At 50.4% G+C, this 15,486-nt stretch carries 17 protein-coding genes and 1 tRNA gene; 4 read left to right on the top strand and 14 right to left on the bottom strand.

Annotation, left to right across the window (positions count from 1 at the left end):
• Positions 1-2: 2 nt before the first annotated feature.
• The 7 genes from ACETK5_RS01435 to ACETK5_RS01405 form a co-directional block, all read right to left on the bottom strand.
• Complete coding sequence (locus tag ACETK5_RS01435; RefSeq protein WP_394054165.1) at positions 3-2,153, bottom strand: hypothetical protein; 2,151 nt, start codon at positions 2,151-2,153, stop codon at positions 3-5.
• Positions 2,154-2,236: 83 nt separating this feature from the next.
• Positions 2,237-2,911: a TadE family protein gene (locus ACETK5_RS01430; protein ID WP_326114261.1), complete on the bottom strand. Its 675-nt coding sequence runs from the start codon at positions 2,909-2,911 to the stop codon at positions 2,237-2,239.
• A complete protein-coding gene (locus ACETK5_RS01425; protein ID WP_076324651.1) occupies positions 2,904-3,095 on the bottom strand; it encodes a Flp1 family type IVb pilin in 192 nt (63 codons plus the stop codon). Before ACETK5_RS01425 ends, ACETK5_RS01430 begins: the two co-directional genes overlap by 8 nt.
• 20 nt (positions 3,096-3,115) lie before the next feature.
• Positions 3,116-3,988, bottom strand: a complete 873-nt coding sequence (locus ACETK5_RS01420; RefSeq protein WP_394054164.1) for a type II secretion system F family protein — start codon at positions 3,986-3,988, stop codon at positions 3,116-3,118.
• Positions 3,989-4,003: 15 nt separating this feature from the next.
• A complete protein-coding gene (locus ACETK5_RS01415; protein WP_394054163.1) occupies positions 4,004-4,861 on the bottom strand; it encodes a type II secretion system F family protein in 858 nt (285 codons plus the stop codon).
• Positions 4,858-6,108, bottom strand: coding sequence for a CpaF family protein (locus ACETK5_RS01410; RefSeq protein WP_394054162.1), 1,251 nt, complete (start codon positions 6,106-6,108; stop codon positions 4,858-4,860). The genes ACETK5_RS01415 and ACETK5_RS01410 overlap by 4 nt, the downstream gene beginning before the upstream one ends.
• Entirely contained in the window at positions 6,108-7,262 is a 1,155-nt protein-coding gene (locus tag ACETK5_RS01405) for a P-loop NTPase family protein (protein WP_394054161.1), read from the bottom strand. The genes ACETK5_RS01410 and ACETK5_RS01405 overlap by 1 nt, the downstream gene beginning before the upstream one ends.
• Before the next feature lie 310 nt (positions 7,263-7,572).
• Here ACETK5_RS01405 and ACETK5_RS01400 point away from each other — a divergent pair, with 310 nt between their 5' ends.
• From ACETK5_RS01400 to ACETK5_RS01390, 3 genes are all read left to right on the top strand, one after another.
• A complete protein-coding gene (locus tag ACETK5_RS01400; RefSeq protein ID WP_394054160.1) occupies positions 7,573-8,442 on the top strand; it encodes a thermonuclease family protein in 870 nt (289 codons plus the stop codon).
• A gap of 79 nt (positions 8,443-8,521) precedes the next feature.
• On the top strand, positions 8,522-9,934 hold the full coding sequence (locus ACETK5_RS01395; RefSeq protein ID WP_394054159.1) for a PepSY-associated TM helix domain-containing protein: 1,413 nt from the start codon (positions 8,522-8,524) through the stop codon (positions 9,932-9,934).
• 40 nt (positions 9,935-9,974) lie between these two features.
• Complete coding sequence (locus tag ACETK5_RS01390; protein ID WP_394054158.1) at positions 9,975-10,451, top strand: FixH family protein; 477 nt, start codon at positions 9,975-9,977, stop codon at positions 10,449-10,451.
• A 10-nt stretch (positions 10,452-10,461) separates the two neighbouring features.
• On the opposite strand, the gene ACETK5_RS01385 is transcribed toward ACETK5_RS01390, so the two are convergent.
• The 6 genes from ACETK5_RS01385 to ACETK5_RS01360 all read right to left on the bottom strand — a co-directional run bounded on the left by ACETK5_RS01385 (position 10,462) and on the right by ACETK5_RS01360 (position 12,866).
• Positions 10,462-10,887 (bottom strand): thiol-disulfide oxidoreductase DCC family protein, encoded by a 426-nt coding sequence (locus ACETK5_RS01385; protein ID WP_394054157.1) that lies wholly within the window; start codon positions 10,885-10,887, stop codon positions 10,462-10,464.
• A gap of 86 nt (positions 10,888-10,973) precedes the next feature.
• Positions 10,974-11,249, bottom strand: a complete 276-nt coding sequence (locus ACETK5_RS01380; protein WP_076324660.1) for a hypothetical protein — start codon at positions 11,247-11,249, stop codon at positions 10,974-10,976.
• Positions 11,250-11,338: 89 nt separating this feature from the next.
• On the bottom strand, positions 11,339-11,581 hold the full coding sequence (locus tag ACETK5_RS01375) for a zinc ribbon domain-containing protein (protein WP_071222731.1): 243 nt from the start codon (positions 11,579-11,581) through the stop codon (positions 11,339-11,341).
• Between the two features lie 131 nt (positions 11,582-11,712).
• The gene (locus ACETK5_RS01370; protein ID WP_071222584.1) at positions 11,713-12,132 is read right to left on the bottom strand and encodes an organic hydroperoxide resistance protein; all 420 of its coding nucleotides are present in this window, start codon (positions 12,130-12,132) and stop codon (positions 11,713-11,715) included.
• Between the two features lie 185 nt (positions 12,133-12,317).
• Positions 12,318-12,400 (bottom strand) — tRNA-Leu (locus tag ACETK5_RS01365).
• A 103-nt stretch (positions 12,401-12,503) separates the two neighbouring features.
• A complete protein-coding gene (locus ACETK5_RS01360; RefSeq protein WP_100539069.1) occupies positions 12,504-12,866 on the bottom strand; it encodes a helix-turn-helix domain-containing protein in 363 nt (120 codons plus the stop codon).
• Positions 12,867-13,058: 192 nt separating this feature from the next.
• Between ACETK5_RS01360 and ACETK5_RS01355 the strand changes: the two genes are divergently transcribed.
• On the top strand, positions 13,059-13,688 hold the full coding sequence (locus ACETK5_RS01355; RefSeq protein ID WP_243390829.1) for a PAS domain-containing protein: 630 nt from the start codon (positions 13,059-13,061) through the stop codon (positions 13,686-13,688).
• A 100-nt stretch (positions 13,689-13,788) separates the two neighbouring features.
• On the opposite strand, the gene ACETK5_RS01350 is transcribed toward ACETK5_RS01355, so the two are convergent.
• The gene (locus ACETK5_RS01350) at positions 13,789-15,474 is read right to left on the bottom strand and encodes an alpha/beta hydrolase (protein WP_394054156.1); all 1,686 of its coding nucleotides are present in this window, start codon (positions 15,472-15,474) and stop codon (positions 13,789-13,791) included.
• Positions 15,475-15,486 lie beyond the last annotated feature (12 nt).

The raw sequence follows: 15,486 nt of genomic DNA, 5'->3' as shown, positions 1-15,486 counted from the left end.
TCCTAATAGGAAAAATCCGCCTTGCGCTTTACCATGTAACGACTTCCCTGAACTTCGTCCCCATCGCTTCCAAATACAACGCCGATCGCTTTCGTCACCCCTGGAAGAAACCATAAACGCATGGCCGTCTTGACCTCTCCTGATGCGTAGGTAAATCGCTCCGCAGGATTGGTGCCCGTGTTCAATCGAATCAACGCCAACATGCGCGATAGTTTCTTCTCGTTATTGCTGTGAATAAACAGAAATATTCGTAAATGATCCCTGTAAGTCAGCTCAACGGGGACATACTTGGATAGCTGAACGCTCCCCTTCTGACACAACTGGATCATATCCTCAATGGCCTTCTCAATCCCATACAGAATCGCTGCCGCCAAAATCGCCAACGGATTTCCCAATTTACTATTCACAATGAATCCTTCCATCGTCCGGATCGCGAGTCTGGAACCAAAGATCTCTCCATAGGCCGCCGAGATATTCCCAGCGGGGTTATGAAATCCATAAAGAATGTACTCCACTTCCTGGTTCCCAATGGCGAACTCCTGGATGACATCCCCGCCAGTGTTGGAACCATCAACCATCCCGGTTAAATTCCCAATATCAAAATGCTGATAGTAATGAACGGCGTACTCATTTTGAAACAGTTCATCCCTGACACCGCCAAGCACGTTCCCCATAAATCCAAACATACCATCCATATTATCCATTGCCTGTTTACCGGCATCATACGGATCATCATCCATAGGCTTTCCCTTACTCATACTGTCCGCTTCGGCATTAAATTGAAGACTTTCGTCATAGTACTGCTGGAGTTCACGAAACTCATCCATAATAGCCTGATGTTGTCCATTCAACCCGTTAATTGCCTCCATGACTTTGGATGCCTGCTTCAGCTTCTGATTGGCCTGCTTCTCCATCGCCTTGCGTTCCTTATCCGATGTGCGGAACTGTTCCAATGACGCCTGCTGCCGATCTATAATATTTCCATTGCCTGATACTCCATAATTAGATACAAAGTGCTGTAATGTGCGACTGGCTTCAAGCACCGTTCCCTTCATTCCCTCTCCCCCCAGAGAAGACTGAAGAGTGCTGACCGCTCGTGCAACCTGTTGGTATCGACTCTCCTGGCGATCAATCTCCTGTCGGAAGCCGTTCAAGAATTCATCGCTATGAACTAATTTGTCAGCTTGCTTCCGAATGGATTGAATCATCTCCGCTTCTACCCCGGAAGAATCGTTAGACCCTGGTGTTACGTCATTCGTAACCTGATCATATCCCTTATTAGATGAACGGTTCTCGGAATCCTTGATGACCTGCTTCATCTCTTCATTCAGATTCCTTGCTTCCTCCCATAATTGATGCGAATCCGAGAGAAGCTTGTCATTCTCCCTCTGAACTCGGCTGGCCTCCCTCGAGATCTTTGAGCCAATGGAAGAAATTCCGCTCCGGTAAGCCATGAGCAGCAGCGTATACTGTTTTTCCTTAGGAGGCCGGTCTGCATCCTCCTGCTGTTTAGCCTTAAAATCCTCGTATTGTGATGCCACATCAGCGGCGGTATTCATACTCCCCCCCAACGAAATGTCAGAGATCGATTGTCCCGGCGGATCCATAACCAGCTTCGAAAGCCGGATTACATGCTCGCCTGCCTTCCGCTGCTTTGCCAGCATCTCATCCAGCGCCGCTTCCCGCTTGTCATACAATTTGCGAAGCTTCTTAAGGACATCGACCGTATTGGAAGCTTCCTTCAGGGACTGCGATAACGGTTTGAACTTGCCCACTAATTCCAAAGTGAAATCAATCGGCGCTTTATACTTCATATCCTCGATAATCTGCCGGTTGAAGATGTCATAAGTCCCCAGCGGACGCTGCAGCTCAAGCCCCGAGCTATCGAGCTCCATTGCCATTAACCGGAATGCATCGCTACGTTCTCCCGGATTCATGCTGTCATTCAGCACATTGCCCATAATGAGATCGCCGCTGGTGTCTCCAAGGGCAAATAATCCATATTCCTTCTGCAGCTGCGGATCATAGGAGGACATCACGGAGCGTACGGCTGCTCTTGTCAGCCTCTCGCTTTGAACCTTCATCGCCGCTATGCGGGAATAATCAATAAAGATAGCTACAAACATAAATACGGCTGCCAGGGCGATAATCAAAAAAACAGATACAGATCCATCAGACGATCGGCCCCCGTCTCTCCTTCTCCGATTAGACCGCGCTTTCCCATGCTTCGTCATGACTATCGCGAACCTCCGAACTTTTGTAGAACTTCTCCAGCGGCTGCCTTATCCGTTCCATTTCTCCCGCCTTGAAACTTCGATCCGTAATATCGCATCAAATCCACCGTGCGGATAAATTCAACGGGATCAACCACAATAGATTGTGAGTTGACCTTGATTTGGCCGCCATCGTCCAGCATTCGGCTGATCGGCGTCAGAGAGACCTGCTCGTTTAACGACGTCGTTACTTTCCGTATGAGCAGCTGATTCGTATAACGCATCTCTCCAGCCATGCTGGAAGGCACAGCCATGCCGCCCTTGGACAGCTTAAGCTCGGGCAATTTTCCGCCCTCAGCCTCCCCTTGCGGCAGTGTAATCGACCTCGTACTGTCTCCCCCTACCAAACCAAATAGAGTTCCGACTACGTTATCTTCCGTTAACCGCCAGTATAACGAATCATATTGTCCCTGCTCTACGGATCCCGTAGCTGCGAACTTGTGGCTGTTGTCCCAGCTATACGCGGTCCTTTCGGAAGCCGCGGCCGATGCCTGAACCAGCATCGACTGCTGGTAGATATACAAGCATAGGAACAGAAGCAATACCGTCACCATCAGTACGATGGGAAGAACCAGGGAGGCTTCCACCGTGAAGCTCCCTGTCTCGTCCTTCCATCTTCTCGGCAGCCGTTTACTCAAGAAACTCTTTACTCTTGTTGTTCACGTTTTTAAACAAGTTGTTCACCAAGGCCGTAATCTGATCTTTAAATATAAGCGCGATAATCAAAATAACGACTAGGATCAGGATCATCTCCAGCGTTCCGATCCCTTTCTCATCCTTCCAAAAAGCTTTCATCCCGTTCTTTGCCATGCTTAACATCATATTTCATACACCGGTCCCTTCTACATGTTCATCATCATAAATGCAGGCGCTCCGAGCAAAACAATCACGATCATGAAAATGACCACCATTGGCAGCACCAGCTTTGAGGAGGCCTGCTCGCCCCTTGTTCTTGCAATGGCCTTGCGCTTCTCCCACAGCACGCGGGACAAATCCCGCAGTGCCAGGACAAAGTCATTCCCGCCGCGCCGAAAATTAAGCAGGACGGTTGTTGTAAATATCGATACCTCCTGAACGCCGCACCGTTTATTGAACTGCTCGAAGGCTTGCTGGAACGGATGTCCTCCCTCCCATTCAAGCACCATTCGCTTCAGCTCGACATACAAAGGATGGTTCATGTCCTTATTCCGCTCTACACAATGAATGACCGCCCGCTGCACGGTCTCACCGGCGCCAACAAGCAGCACAATCTTGTTTAAAAGCTCCGGCAGCTCCATCACGATATCCTGCTCGCGCAGTGTGACCTTTTTATGAAGGTCCTTTACCAAAGCGACGGGCAGCAATGCACCCAATCCCAATCCGGCCAGAAGTCCGAGTACATCCCCCAACAGCAATGTCCACAGGCACCCACCGATCAAAATAAGCCATGTATACGCAAGTGCCTCGGCCATAAACAATAACGTCATTTCTGTGCTGTGCCGCAATCCATGGATCTTCTGAACGGAACCCTGCATCCGGTAGAATACAATTGGAAGGCGCATCGGAACCTTTCCCCGCTCGAGCAGAAACAACAGAGGCGGTGCTAACCGCTGCAGCCTAAGCCCTTCCATTGGCACTTTGCCAAGACGATGGTACCGTTCGCCGCACATTTGATTCAGCACCACCCAACCACCCACAAGCAGAACCATCAGCGCGCCGGATATCCATGTCAGCATGCCCGCCTCACCTCCTTACACCTTGATATTCATCATTTTGGTGATCCATAAGAAACAGCCTCCTAGAGCCGCCAGTGCAAAAGTAGAGATTAAGATCCCCGATCCGCTATACATGGACTCCATATAATCGGGAGATGTCATATTCATGAACAGCAGCAGGAGGAACGGCGCTGCAAGAAGCGCCTTGGATTCAAACCTCTTCTGGGCGATCATGACGGATATCTCCTGCTGAATATCCAGCTTTTCTCCGATGACAGAAGAGGTTCTGCGCACGACTTCAACCAGATCACCGCCTGTTCGTTTGCAAGTCGAGAAGACATCGGCAAAATTCGTCAGATCCTCCATCCCCGCTCTTCGTGCAAAGTCCTGCAAAGCAGTTTCAATAGGCTCGCCGTACTCCAAACGGGACACAATGACTTTGAGTTCAAAGATCATATCACTATGGCCTCCTGGATCCAGCAGCAGCAAATCCTGTACCGCGTCCCTGAACCCATTCTCCACGGAGCGGCCAGCCGACAGAGATGAGGACAAGGAATACAGAGCTTGCTTGAAGTGAAGATTCAGCGTCTTGCGCCTGATTTCCAGCATAAACCGTCGCCAAAATTTAGGGACCGTCAGACCTCCCGTTCCAAGCAGCAGCGACAAAATCAGATTGTGATAAAACAGATAACCGATGCAGAAAAACAAAAGGCCGCCAAGGATGACACATGCCGTTCTCTGTCTCAGCGAGAGATGATAGACGCCGTAATCCGGGAGAGTGTTGGTTCGAGCTGGGGTAGCTTGCTCACGCTTTCCAGCCCCCTTACTCCTCTTGATCACCCGCTCGCCTTGACCCTCTTCAGGCGTCAAGACCGAACCGCCAGATCGCTTCATGGCGTCACCTCCATAATCTTCTGCAGCGGCCAAGTCGTAATCCCGGCCATATGAAGCTTGTCCGCCGATTGAAGCGGGTTGCCGCAAGGCTCAAGAGACCCAATCACCCGGCCGCCTGATTCACCCTTCTCGCAGAACCGGTACAGCGGATTCAGTAACACCTCGCCGCCCTCCATTCCAATCACTTCACTAATCTCCGTTACGCGCCGCGATCGGTCCCTAAGCCGGGATAAATGAACGAAAATATCAATCGCCGAGCTAATCTGCTGACGGACTACGCCGATCGGAAGATCCGCACCGCTCAGCACCATCGTTTCCAAACGGCTGATCATGTCCTGCGTGCTGTTGGCGTGCCCCGTCGACAGACTTCCGTCATGCCCCGTATTCATCGCCTGCAGCATATCCAGCGCCTCGCTGCCTCGTACCTCGCCCACCACGATCCGATTCGGACGCATCCGCAGGGAGGAACGAATCAGATCGCGTATCGCGATTTCCCCCCGGCCTTCCGTGTTGGCATTCCGGGTCTCCAGCGACACAAGATTCGGAACCGTCACGATCTTCAATTCCGCCGAATCCTCGATCGTGATGACACGCTCATCAGGCGGAATATACTGCGATAATGCATTCAGGAAAGTCGTCTTCCCCGAACCTGTCCCTCCGCCTATAAAAATATTGTATTTACCCTTGACCAATATCCGAAGCTGCTCCGCTGCCTCCTCTGTTAGCGCGCCCCTTCCAACCAGGTCATCCATCGTCATCGGCGATTCCGGAAACTTCCGGATCGTCATGGTCGGCCCTTTCAGCGCTATTGGAGGCAGTACGATATTTACCCGCGAGCCATCCTTCAATCTGGCGTCAACGATGGGCGTTGATTCATTCACCACCCGGTTTACCGTACCGACAATGCTCTGAATGATATCCTCCAGGCGGCTCTGCGATTCGAATTGGAGCGGCAGCTTCTTCACCTCGCCATCCTGCTCTATGAATATGTCCTGGTGGCTGTTAATCATAATTTCCGTAATTCGAGGATTATCCACTAATGGTTGAAGCACATCCAACCCGCGAAATGAATCAAATACCCTCCGCACCAGCCTCCGCTTCTCGGCGGCTGTCAGCTCCATAAGCTCGCGTCTTCTCCATACCAGTTCCTCGATACGGGCCATCAATTCCGAATTGTTAATGCTCGCACTCATATCAAGCTCGGAACGAACCTGGTCACGAACCGACTTGAACGGATCCTCCATCATCACTGCTCACCACCCGCTTGCACTGGTGTGATACCCGAGCCCTCCAGCAGCTGCTGGCAGAGCTTCAATACCTCTCTCTGATAGATGGGTGAGGACAACAGCAGTTCTTCCCGATGGAGCTGTTTCCATGAAGGAATATAAGGCAGTACGCTGTCTATGCTCATATCCTTGCGGGGGAATCCGTTAACAAGCTGTCCTGTGTAACGATTGACAATGAATCGGCTCCGCTTCTTCAGACTTCCGAAAAGCGCGGGAGCCTTGAGCTCCAATTGATCCATCCACACACCGCTTTTATACATACTCATTAGATCATCCAATAAAACCCAGATCAGCACTCCGGCCTGCTCCAGAACCGTCTGCATTCGTTCTTCCATGTACCCCTCGGTATCCACGACAATGGCATCATATTGATTACACGCTGCAAGGGAAGCTAGCAGCAAAGCCGTGTCCTCCATGGTCATCTCCGTGATTTCCTTTACATTGAAGCTGGGCTCAAAGGAATCGCACTTCAGGCCGTGATGTCTGATGATATAAGGGGTTATCGACAACTCATTCCCCGAAGCCGATTCTTGTGACGCCTTAATGTCATACAACAATCTTGAAAAGCTCCCCTCCATGCCCACCGAACCGGAAGAAAATAATGCACTGCTGTTCACCGTCTCCAAATTGAGATAGAACACCTTTAATCCGAGCACGCCCAGCTGCTTCGCCATATTCATGGCTATCGTTGACTTCCCGCTCCCGCTCAGGGGAGATACAATGCCAATCACCGGGGTTGTTCCGACATTCAGTTTCTCCAGCGCTCCACCGCTTCGCTTACAGTGGGTGATGATGACTTCCATCAGCTGAGGCAGCGGTTGATACTTGAATGTACTGCTGCCCCCCTCTAAAAGAGAAGATGATGAATGGCCTTCACTTAGAAGCAGCCAAGGAACCGAAGTCTCCCCCCGGCTCAGCCAACTCTCCAGCATTTCCGTATCCCCCACGACCAGATTCGGCGTATCACCCGCATCCATATAATGTAGAAATGAATCGGTGCGGGTAAATGCGGTCACCTGGAGAGCGGATCCGTAAGAACTTCCATGGAAATAACTCAGCAGCGGTTCAACATACCGGGAATCCTGCACTGCCAGCACAAGCCGGGCCGGTATCATAAAGCCAATCCCTCATTTCTGTAACAACGCCAAAAAAGCACCGTCAAAGGCCGCAATATGCGGTCCATGAACGGTGCTTCCGTTGCCTGTTATAATTTGACATTAGAATATCACAGTTGCAGCAGAACGGCAAGATTTTATTTTGATATACAGATAGCCCTTAATCACTATTGTCAAAACAAGGATAAATGTCCTACTATATAGGCTTAGAACGAATGTTCTCTATATAGGAACTACTTATATAGAATCAACATTACATAAACTCCTAAACCATCTGAACCAAACATCCAAGCCAGGAGAGTGACAACAAGTGAACAAACGAATGTTAACCGCTATGCTAACCGCCTTGCTGCTATTGTCAGGCTGCAGCCAGCCGCTGATGTCCCCGGCGACATCGAACGAAGGAATCGCAACAACCGCTAACTCCCAGCCAAAGACAAACACCAGCACGACGAATTCAAAACCAACGACCTATCCAACCGATGATCTGAATCTTCCGCGGGTAGCCGTAGAACTGGTCAAAGCCGTTGATGGCGACACCATCAGCGTGATGTTCGAAGGTAAAAAAGAGAATGTTCGCATGCTGCTGGTCGACACGCCCGAGACAAGCCATCCGAAGCTGGGCGTACAGCCGTTCGGGCCCGAAGCCAAGGCTTTTACGAAGGATCTGGTGGAACAAGCCGACCTTCTTGAATTGGAGTTCGATATCGGTCCGAACCGCGATAAATATTCCAGGCTTCTTGCGTACGTATATGCTGATGGAAAAATGGTCCAGGAATCGCTGCTTGAAGAAGGACTTGCCCGCGTGGCCTATATCTATCCGCCCAACACCCGCTACGTGGACAAATTTGATGATTTGCAGCGGATCAGTCGGGACCAGGCGCTCGGCATATGGAGCGTAGAGAACTATGCCCAGGAAGACGGCTTCCATCCGGAGGAGCAGGACGACACAAACAACAATAACAACAGCGGCCGTAATGACACAGCAGCAACCCAAGCCCCGAACGAGAACAGCCAAGAGTCGAAGCAAGGCTGCGACATCAAAGGCAACATCAACTCGAAGGGTGAAAAAATCTACCACACTCCCGAATCCCCATACTATGAGCAAACGAAGCAGGAGCAGTGGTTCTGCAGCGAGGCAGAAGCCGTCCAGGCCGGTTTCCGGGCCCCGAACAAGTAAACTCATTTGATATATGAAATGAACCGCTCATGTTCATCTTATATAAATTTTAGCCGTAATGGAAAAGGAGCCACCAGCCATGGGGAACAAGAAACCTCCCGCAATCCAACCAAATGAAAGTCCACCGCCAAATCCAAGCTCTGCCGCATGGTACAAAACCGTCTGGAGATGGCACTTCTATGCCGGCATCATTTTTGCTCCCTTTCTGATCATCCTGGCTATCACCGGCTCCGTTTACTTATTCAAGCCTCAGATTGAACAAGCGCTATATCGGGACTACTACACGGTAACACCTCAGGTTGAGCGGGTAACGCCCAGCAAGCTGGTCGGACAAGTGAAAGAGCTCTACCCTGACGCTACGATCACGAAATACCGCCCCGGCGAGTCGGACTCCCGTTCTACAGAGATCAGTTTGACCTCAGAGGGCGAATCCATGACCGTCTTCATGGACCCCTATACGGGAGAAAAGATTGGCGAGTTGAAAGACAAAGACCGGATCATGGACAAAATCGAGGAGTTCCACGGTGAGCTGATGGTCGGGACCATCGGGGACCGGATCGTGGAGCTTGCCGCCTGCTGGGCGATCGTGCTCATCATTACCGGCGTGTATTTGTGGTTCCCGAAAAATAAAAACAAAAGCAAAAAGAAAAGAAGCCTCGCGGGTATCCTCTACCCCAGGCTCGGCAAGGGCAAGCAGATTCTTCGCAGGGACCTGCATGCCGTTCCCGCCTTCTGGATCGCGGCAGGCATGCTGTTTCTCGTCATGACCGGTTTGCCCTGGTCAGGCCTGTGGGGCAGCAATTTCCAAACCGTGGCGACCAATACCGGTGCCGGCTATCCGCCTTCCATCTGGTCAGGCAGTGCGCCATCCTCCCATGTGGTTCAGACGAAGGAAGTCGCAGAGGTCCCTTGGGCGGCCGAAAATCTGGAGGTACCTAACTCCACCATCTCCGACTTTACGCCGCTTCCAATCGAAGATGTCATGTACGTAGCCCGAAGCGAGGGGATCCATCCAAGCTACACCATCAGCATTCCGCAGCAAGCGGACGGGGTGTACACGTTGTCGGCCTATCCGCCGAAAGCCCAAGACGAGGCTACCATGCACATCGACCAGTACAGCGGCGCGGTGTTGGCGGATTATCGCTATGATCATTACGGAGTCGTCGGCAAAGCCGTTGCCCTGGGCATTACCCTGCACAAAGGAACCCAATTCGGCATCGTCAACCAGATCTTCAGTTTGCTTATATGCATAGGCATCATTTTCATTGCGGTAAGCGGTTTGTACTTGTGGTGGAAGCGAAAACCCGAGCACGGACTGGGGGCACCAAAAGCACCCGAGGTTAAAGCGAAGAACATGTGGGTATTCCTTCTGCTGCTCATCGCTTTGGGGATCCTGTTCCCGCTTGTGGGCTTGTCGCTCATCATCGTGTGGATCATCGATTATGTCATCGTTCGGAGGGTACCGGCGATCAAGACATTTCTGAATGCCTGATTCGGTTCTATACTCTAACTACAATAAGGGGTGGCGGTTCATGATCATAAAAAGCCGTGTTATATTATCCGTACTACTGTCGGTCCTGCTGTTGAGCGCTTGTTCGGCCAATCCCGGCGCAGCCGACCGGTATGAAAAAGAAATCCCGCTGATCGCCGAGGTGAACATTCCGGAGACGTTATCTGTGCATCAACCGGAGACCATTGAAATCATTCTCACCCAGGCTGGCCAAAGAGTGCCCGGTGCGGATTTTGTCCACTACGAACTGTGGAGCCATGACGGCTCCTTGCGGGATCCCATGACGGACGCGGTAGAGGTCGGTGATGGCGTGTACACGGTAACCAAAACCTTCGATAAAGAGGGGCTGTATTTCATCAAGCTGCACAGCGGCAACAACGGTTCCATCATCATTCCCCAAAAACCGTTCGCGGTCGGCAAACTGTCCGAGGCCGAGCTTGCCTACCTGCAAGCAGGAACTCCGACATTTCAAGAAGGTACGGCAGAACATCATCATTAATACAAGTGGATTAGGACAAGAACCGGCGCCGAATGTCCGGCGTCGGGATCATGCATTCACCGGATTGCCCAAACCACCGGTAACGGTTCTTCGCTACCCAGCGGTACACCAGGTTACGTAAGAATGGGGGAATCAGAATCAGGATATACGACAGCGGCCAAGGAAAGCGAAGACGCCGTGCAATCCGCAGAGCTCCCGTCGACCTTGTGTAATACCTCCCCTGTTCAATCAGCACCATCGTTTCCGTAGTATCTCCACGAAGCCCTCCCTGCCTCAACAGCTCCTGACCGATCTCGGATTGCAGCGAAGCGAACCGGAAAGCACCCGCGGGATCTCGCTTGATAATGAACTGGGTCAGCCCCTGGCACAAATGGCAGACGCCATCAATCAGCACAATCGCATATTCCTCATGATTTTCGGTTGCACGATTCTTCATATCTTTCTTCGCTCCCTTCACGCCATAAAAAAAGAAAAAACGCAGGAGCCCTCTCCTACGCTTGATCAAGTACGCTTATTGGTTTATTACTCAGCAGCTTTGTTCAGCCACTCGCCGTCTTTCATCTGCTGGTCGAATTCGTTCGAGAATTTCTCCATGCATTTGCATATGAAATCCTTACGACAAACCGGGCAAGGTACTTTCCCAAGTCGGCTAAGCGCAGTCAGTTTCCATTCCGGGAAGCGGTTATAGAATACGCGAATATCCGTTCCGTCAGCCGTGTGGATAATGAATTCGTAAAGCCCTTCTTTTTCATTGCTTCCAGCTGTGGTCACATTTGCAATCTGCGGTCTGTATGGCATGTTCATCACCCGTTTATTTTATTTAAATTCCCTATGACTGGTTTGTACTTTCTGGTACTTAGTCATATTAAAGAATTTTAGGGGTGATGTCAACCGAAGAACACATCCAGGATCGAGCCAAGCTGCCCCCTCTTTTTACCTTCTAATATATCCGGGTTGAACACTTCCACATATCCGCAGTTCGTGCAGGAAACAAATAGGAAATGATTGTGCTGAATATCAAACATCTTGCTCAGCCCGGCCCCTGACATCGAGACCTCTTTTGTCTGGCAGTGATTCCCTCCGCATTTGCTGCATACAAACCGTTCCTCTATCATTTGTTCAATACTCATCTTAAGCGCCCCTTTCCAATTCATAGCTTTAACTGAAATACGGAGTATCATGTAAAAAGTTTCATATTCCGCGTAAGCCGACAAAAAAGGATGGCCCTCCATTTCAGAGGACCATCCGAATTCCTTTATGGTTAGCTTACGCTTAACTCCACGTCGATGTTGCCTCGGGTTGCCTTGGAATAAGGGCAGAACGCATGCGCCTTCTTCGCGAGGTCCTCCGCCTGGCTTCGTTCGATTCCCGGCATTTCGATCTTCAGCTTCACCGCAAGCTTAAAGCCGTCAGCGCCTTCGTCCTTTCCGATCATGACCTGGGAGTGGATCACAACGTCCTTGAGCTCGACGCCCTCTTTACGGGCGATATTAGCCAGAGCGCTTTCGTAACAGGCGCCATAGCCGGCCGCAAACAGCTGCTCCGGATTGGTTCCGTCACCGCCCGGTCCTCCAAGCTCCTTCGGCATGCTTAATTTGTGATTAAGAACCCCATCCGTAGATTCGACAGAGCCTTCGCGCCCTCCAATGACTTTTACATCTGCTGTGTATAATGGTTTCATGCTCGTTCATCTCCTTCATGCCCTATTATGATCTCTACATGTACTCTTTAAACTTGCAGCACAAATTGAAACGATAAATAGGCCAACTCGCAAAAGAAACAGCATGTCCCGACTCGCAAAGCAAATAAAAAAAGCTGTTTATCAATGGAAGAATTCCTCCTGATAAACAGCTTCTTTATGAAGTATGCGGTAGAGAGGACTCGAACCTCCACGGGTATACACCCACTACCCCCTCAAGATAGCGTGTCTGCCATTCCACCACTACCGCATGTTGTAAGGGATGTTCTGTAGCGAACATTCCCTATTATACTGTTCCATCATACAAAAGTAAAGAACCAAATTGTGGATCATGGGCTTAGGCGTATGAGCTGCTAAGTCTTGTCGTTTCGCTTTTCCTTCCGGTATGCTGAGAACTCGATATATTCACGGATAAACTCCTTCTCATTCTCTGCCAATCCGGACATGAAGGGAAGATCGGACGATTCCGCATCCACTCCATACTCCCCACGCGCTTCCCTGACTCGGGTAGGGTTGCCCTTGCCAATAATCAACCAGTCCAAGCTTACGGAAAAGAATGCTGCAATCTCAATCAATTTATTCGTGCTCGGCGTTGTTTTCCCCCTCTTCCAATCACCAAAATTTCCTGTGCTGATTCCGAGGGTTTCACAAAACGCCTTCTTGGTCATACCTCGGCTTTCTATGAGATGTTCGATTCGTTGGTAAATAGATTGCATCAAACAACCGCCTTCCTAGTTCTCTTTGAAAGAAAATTACTTATGTACGTATTTTTCTCTTGCAAAACCACTTAATTACGTGTATAATCAAATATATATTGCCTAAATTATACCATAGTACTCATTGTTCGTTGTATCTTTTACTCATGAGTCTATTCAGTACGAGGAGCGAGTCATTTGCCCTACGATACCATGATCACATCTTGGAATAATGCGGTTCATTCCTTGAATAAAGGATTGATGATCATTACGCCGGATGGCATCATAGACAAAATTAACGATCCACTCATTACCATGGCCGAAAGATATGGTGTTTCCCCTGAGTTTGGATGGCAGGGGGCATCTTTTTTTAATATCGCTTCCCAGCCCTTGAGTTTGGCTTCATTCGATCATTTTTTCCATGAGCTGGATGTGCCCTCCGTAAGAGATGTTATGCTGGGTAAGCAGCCTGATTATTCCTTTGAATATGCAGTGCCATGGAACGGCCAAGAGAATTGGGTGTTATGTGAGGTACTGCCGCTGCTTATCAACAAGGACCGTCGTATTCACGGAGCTATGATATCATTTACGGATATTACGAAGTTCAAACGTAAGGAACTGCTGCTGGAACAAGCGCTGGCTCACAGTTTTCCCCTTCCCGGGCATATTCCCATCTGCGCCGTATGCAAATACGTTCACCACGCGGAAGAATGGGAGCCCGTGGAGAGCTATTTGGAGAGCCGCCTCCCCATTGAATTCACCCACGACATCTGTCCGGATTGCATTCGCAGATTATACCCCAAGTACTCATCCATCCTTGATGATCCGGAATTACTCGATTAACTCTCTGCCTACATACAACAACACGAAATAAGCAGCTTCAATATCCGGCTTTATCACGGATATGAGGCTGCTTATTCATGCTTAACGCATCATTCTCATATTACGCGTTCACAAAACGAAGCAGAGGGCTTATCAGAGCAGGCAGTACCGAGACGTGGCCTTCTCCCTCAACTTCATTAAACGTAGTCTCCAGCAGCTCATCATGCCCTTTGAGGAATGCATAGAGCTCCCTGGCGTCTTGAACCATGGACGGCTTCTCCTCGGCTCCCACGTACAGACGCAGCTGTTTGCGCTGTCCACTCTGCTGTAAACGGGTTTTTCCCTCTTCCCATCGTTTGTACAGCACGTAGTTCTTCCACCACACCGAGGGACAGGCCGCAATATACCGCGAAAAGGTCTCCGGTCTGGTGAATAAGGTATACAAGGTAAAATAACCACCGAGCGAGTGCCCGAACAGCGCCTGCTTTGAACGGTTCACCTCGTATTGCCGCTCCACGGCCGGCTTCAGCTGCTGCTCGATAAACGTAAGGAATGCTTCGACGCCGCCTGTTTCCGGCCAATCCAATCCGTTAGGACGGACCGGCAGTTCATGGTCTTCAGCATATTCAGTAAAGTTATAAAAACGCTCACTGCTCACGATGGGACTGTCACTGTCAAAGCCGATCCCGACAATAAGCGCCGAAGGAATGCCCCGAGGCGTCCGGGATTGCAGCCGGATTGCCTCTGCAAGCGATCCGAAGGTCGCATTGGCATCCAGCGAATATAACACAGGATACCCCCCTTCGGGTGGCGGCCCCATCGGTTCGGCAATGAAAATACGGTATTCACGGCCTGTGACGTCGGATTGCATGGACCATGTCACCGTTCCCGGTATGCAAAACAGTGGATCCTTTTCGTGGTTATTGCAGTTATCGAGATTATTGTGGTTATCATGGTTATGGTCATCGCGGTTATCGTGCTCTTCATCCTTTTCGTGCTTTTCGCCCTTTTCGTGGTTACCCATAATACCCTCATGCTGAGCTCGTGCCATCTCAGATTCTTGGTCATATTCTTCCTTGACGAACAACCACCGCAGCGCATCCGGAAATCTTCTGGCCATAAAGATGGGATCATGGGTCCCATCAGGATCTACCGCCAACTGGAGCCGCTCGGGGCTCACCCCTTGTTCCATCCAGAATCGATGGGCCTCGACGTTATTCGGATACATATGTTTCTGCGCATTTTCCTTATATGCACCTTCCAACTGTCCAACGGACATATACACCCTCAGCCCGGCAGGCAATTCCCCCTGCTCCCTGATGTAATCCATAACCCCGTCATACCATAACGAAGCCGACAGCATCCCGATCCGTCCGAAGGTCTCGGCCCGCCAATACCCCGCGAACATCGAGATCAAACCGCCAAAGGAACCGCCAATGATGGCTGTATGCTCGGGGGCTGCGAGTGTACGGTAATGTCTGTCTATGTATGCCTTGATGACATCCGCAACCTCATCGACATAAGCTCTGCCCTCCCCGCCGAAAGGCGGATTGCCCTCCAGCAGCGGCTCGGCTGGCCAAGGCGTATACTCACGGTTCCGATTTGTTGACGATATCCCGACCAGGATGACCTCGACGAGTTGGCCTGCTGCAAACAGATGGTTCAGATAGTTGAGACAGTCCGTGAACATATCTCCTTGATCCTGTACATAGGCAACAGGATAGGAACGGTCCGACTCATGATAAGAAGGAGGTAAATACAGTATGAGTTCCCTGTCCTCAACCACCAGCTGTTGATAACGATTCATGTGATCCTCCCG

Source organism: Paenibacillus ilasis (assembly GCF_043195395.1).
Lineage (GTDB): Bacteria > Bacillota > Bacilli > Paenibacillales > Paenibacillaceae > Paenibacillus_AQ > Paenibacillus_AQ lautus.
This window is presented reverse-complemented; position numbering and strand designations above follow the sequence as displayed.

What these genes read in the sequence shown, in the direction of transcription:
- ACETK5_RS01370 (WP_071222584.1), bottom strand. Translation starts at nt 12,132, where the DNA reads ATGAAACCATTATACACAGCAGATGTAAAAGTCATTGGAGGGCGCGAA.
- ACETK5_RS01410 (WP_394054162.1), bottom strand. Translation starts at nt 6,108, where the DNA reads ATGATGGAGGATCCGTTCAAGTCGGTTCGTGACCAGGTTCGTTCCGAG.
- ACETK5_RS01380 (WP_076324660.1), bottom strand. Translation starts at nt 11,249, where the DNA reads ATGCCATACAGACCGCAGATTGCAAATGTGACCACAGCTGGAAGCAAT.
- ACETK5_RS01425 (WP_076324651.1), bottom strand. Translation starts at nt 3,095, where the DNA reads ATGATGTTAAGCATGGCAAAGAACGGGATGAAAGCTTTTTGGAAGGAT.
- ACETK5_RS01395 (WP_394054159.1), top strand. Translation starts at nt 8,522, where the DNA reads ATGGGGAACAAGAAACCTCCCGCAATCCAACCAAATGAAAGTCCACCG.
- ACETK5_RS01375 (WP_071222731.1), bottom strand. Translation starts at nt 11,581, where the DNA reads ATGAGTATTGAACAAATGATAGAGGAACGGTTTGTATGCAGCAAATGC.
- ACETK5_RS01385 (WP_394054157.1), bottom strand. Translation starts at nt 10,887, where the DNA reads ATGAAGAATCGTGCAACCGAAAATCATGAGGAATATGCGATTGTGCTG.
- ACETK5_RS01405 (WP_394054161.1), bottom strand. Translation starts at nt 7,262, where the DNA reads ATGATACCGGCCCGGCTTGTGCTGGCAGTGCAGGATTCCCGGTATGTT.
- ACETK5_RS01415 (WP_394054163.1), bottom strand. Translation starts at nt 4,861, where the DNA reads ATGAAGCGATCTGGCGGTTCGGTCTTGACGCCTGAAGAGGGTCAAGGC.
- ACETK5_RS01420 (WP_394054164.1), bottom strand. Translation starts at nt 3,988, where the DNA reads ATGCTGACATGGATATCCGGCGCGCTGATGGTTCTGCTTGTGGGTGGT.
- ACETK5_RS01355 (WP_243390829.1), top strand. Translation starts at nt 13,059, where the DNA reads ATGATCACATCTTGGAATAATGCGGTTCATTCCTTGAATAAAGGATTG.
- ACETK5_RS01350 (WP_394054156.1), bottom strand. Translation starts at nt 15,474, where the DNA reads ATGAATCGTTATCAACAGCTGGTGGTTGAGGACAGGGAACTCATACTG.
- ACETK5_RS01390 (WP_394054158.1), top strand. Translation starts at nt 9,975, where the DNA reads ATGATCATAAAAAGCCGTGTTATATTATCCGTACTACTGTCGGTCCTG.
- ACETK5_RS01360 (WP_100539069.1), bottom strand. Translation starts at nt 12,866, where the DNA reads ATGCAATCTATTTACCAACGAATCGAACATCTCATAGAAAGCCGAGGT.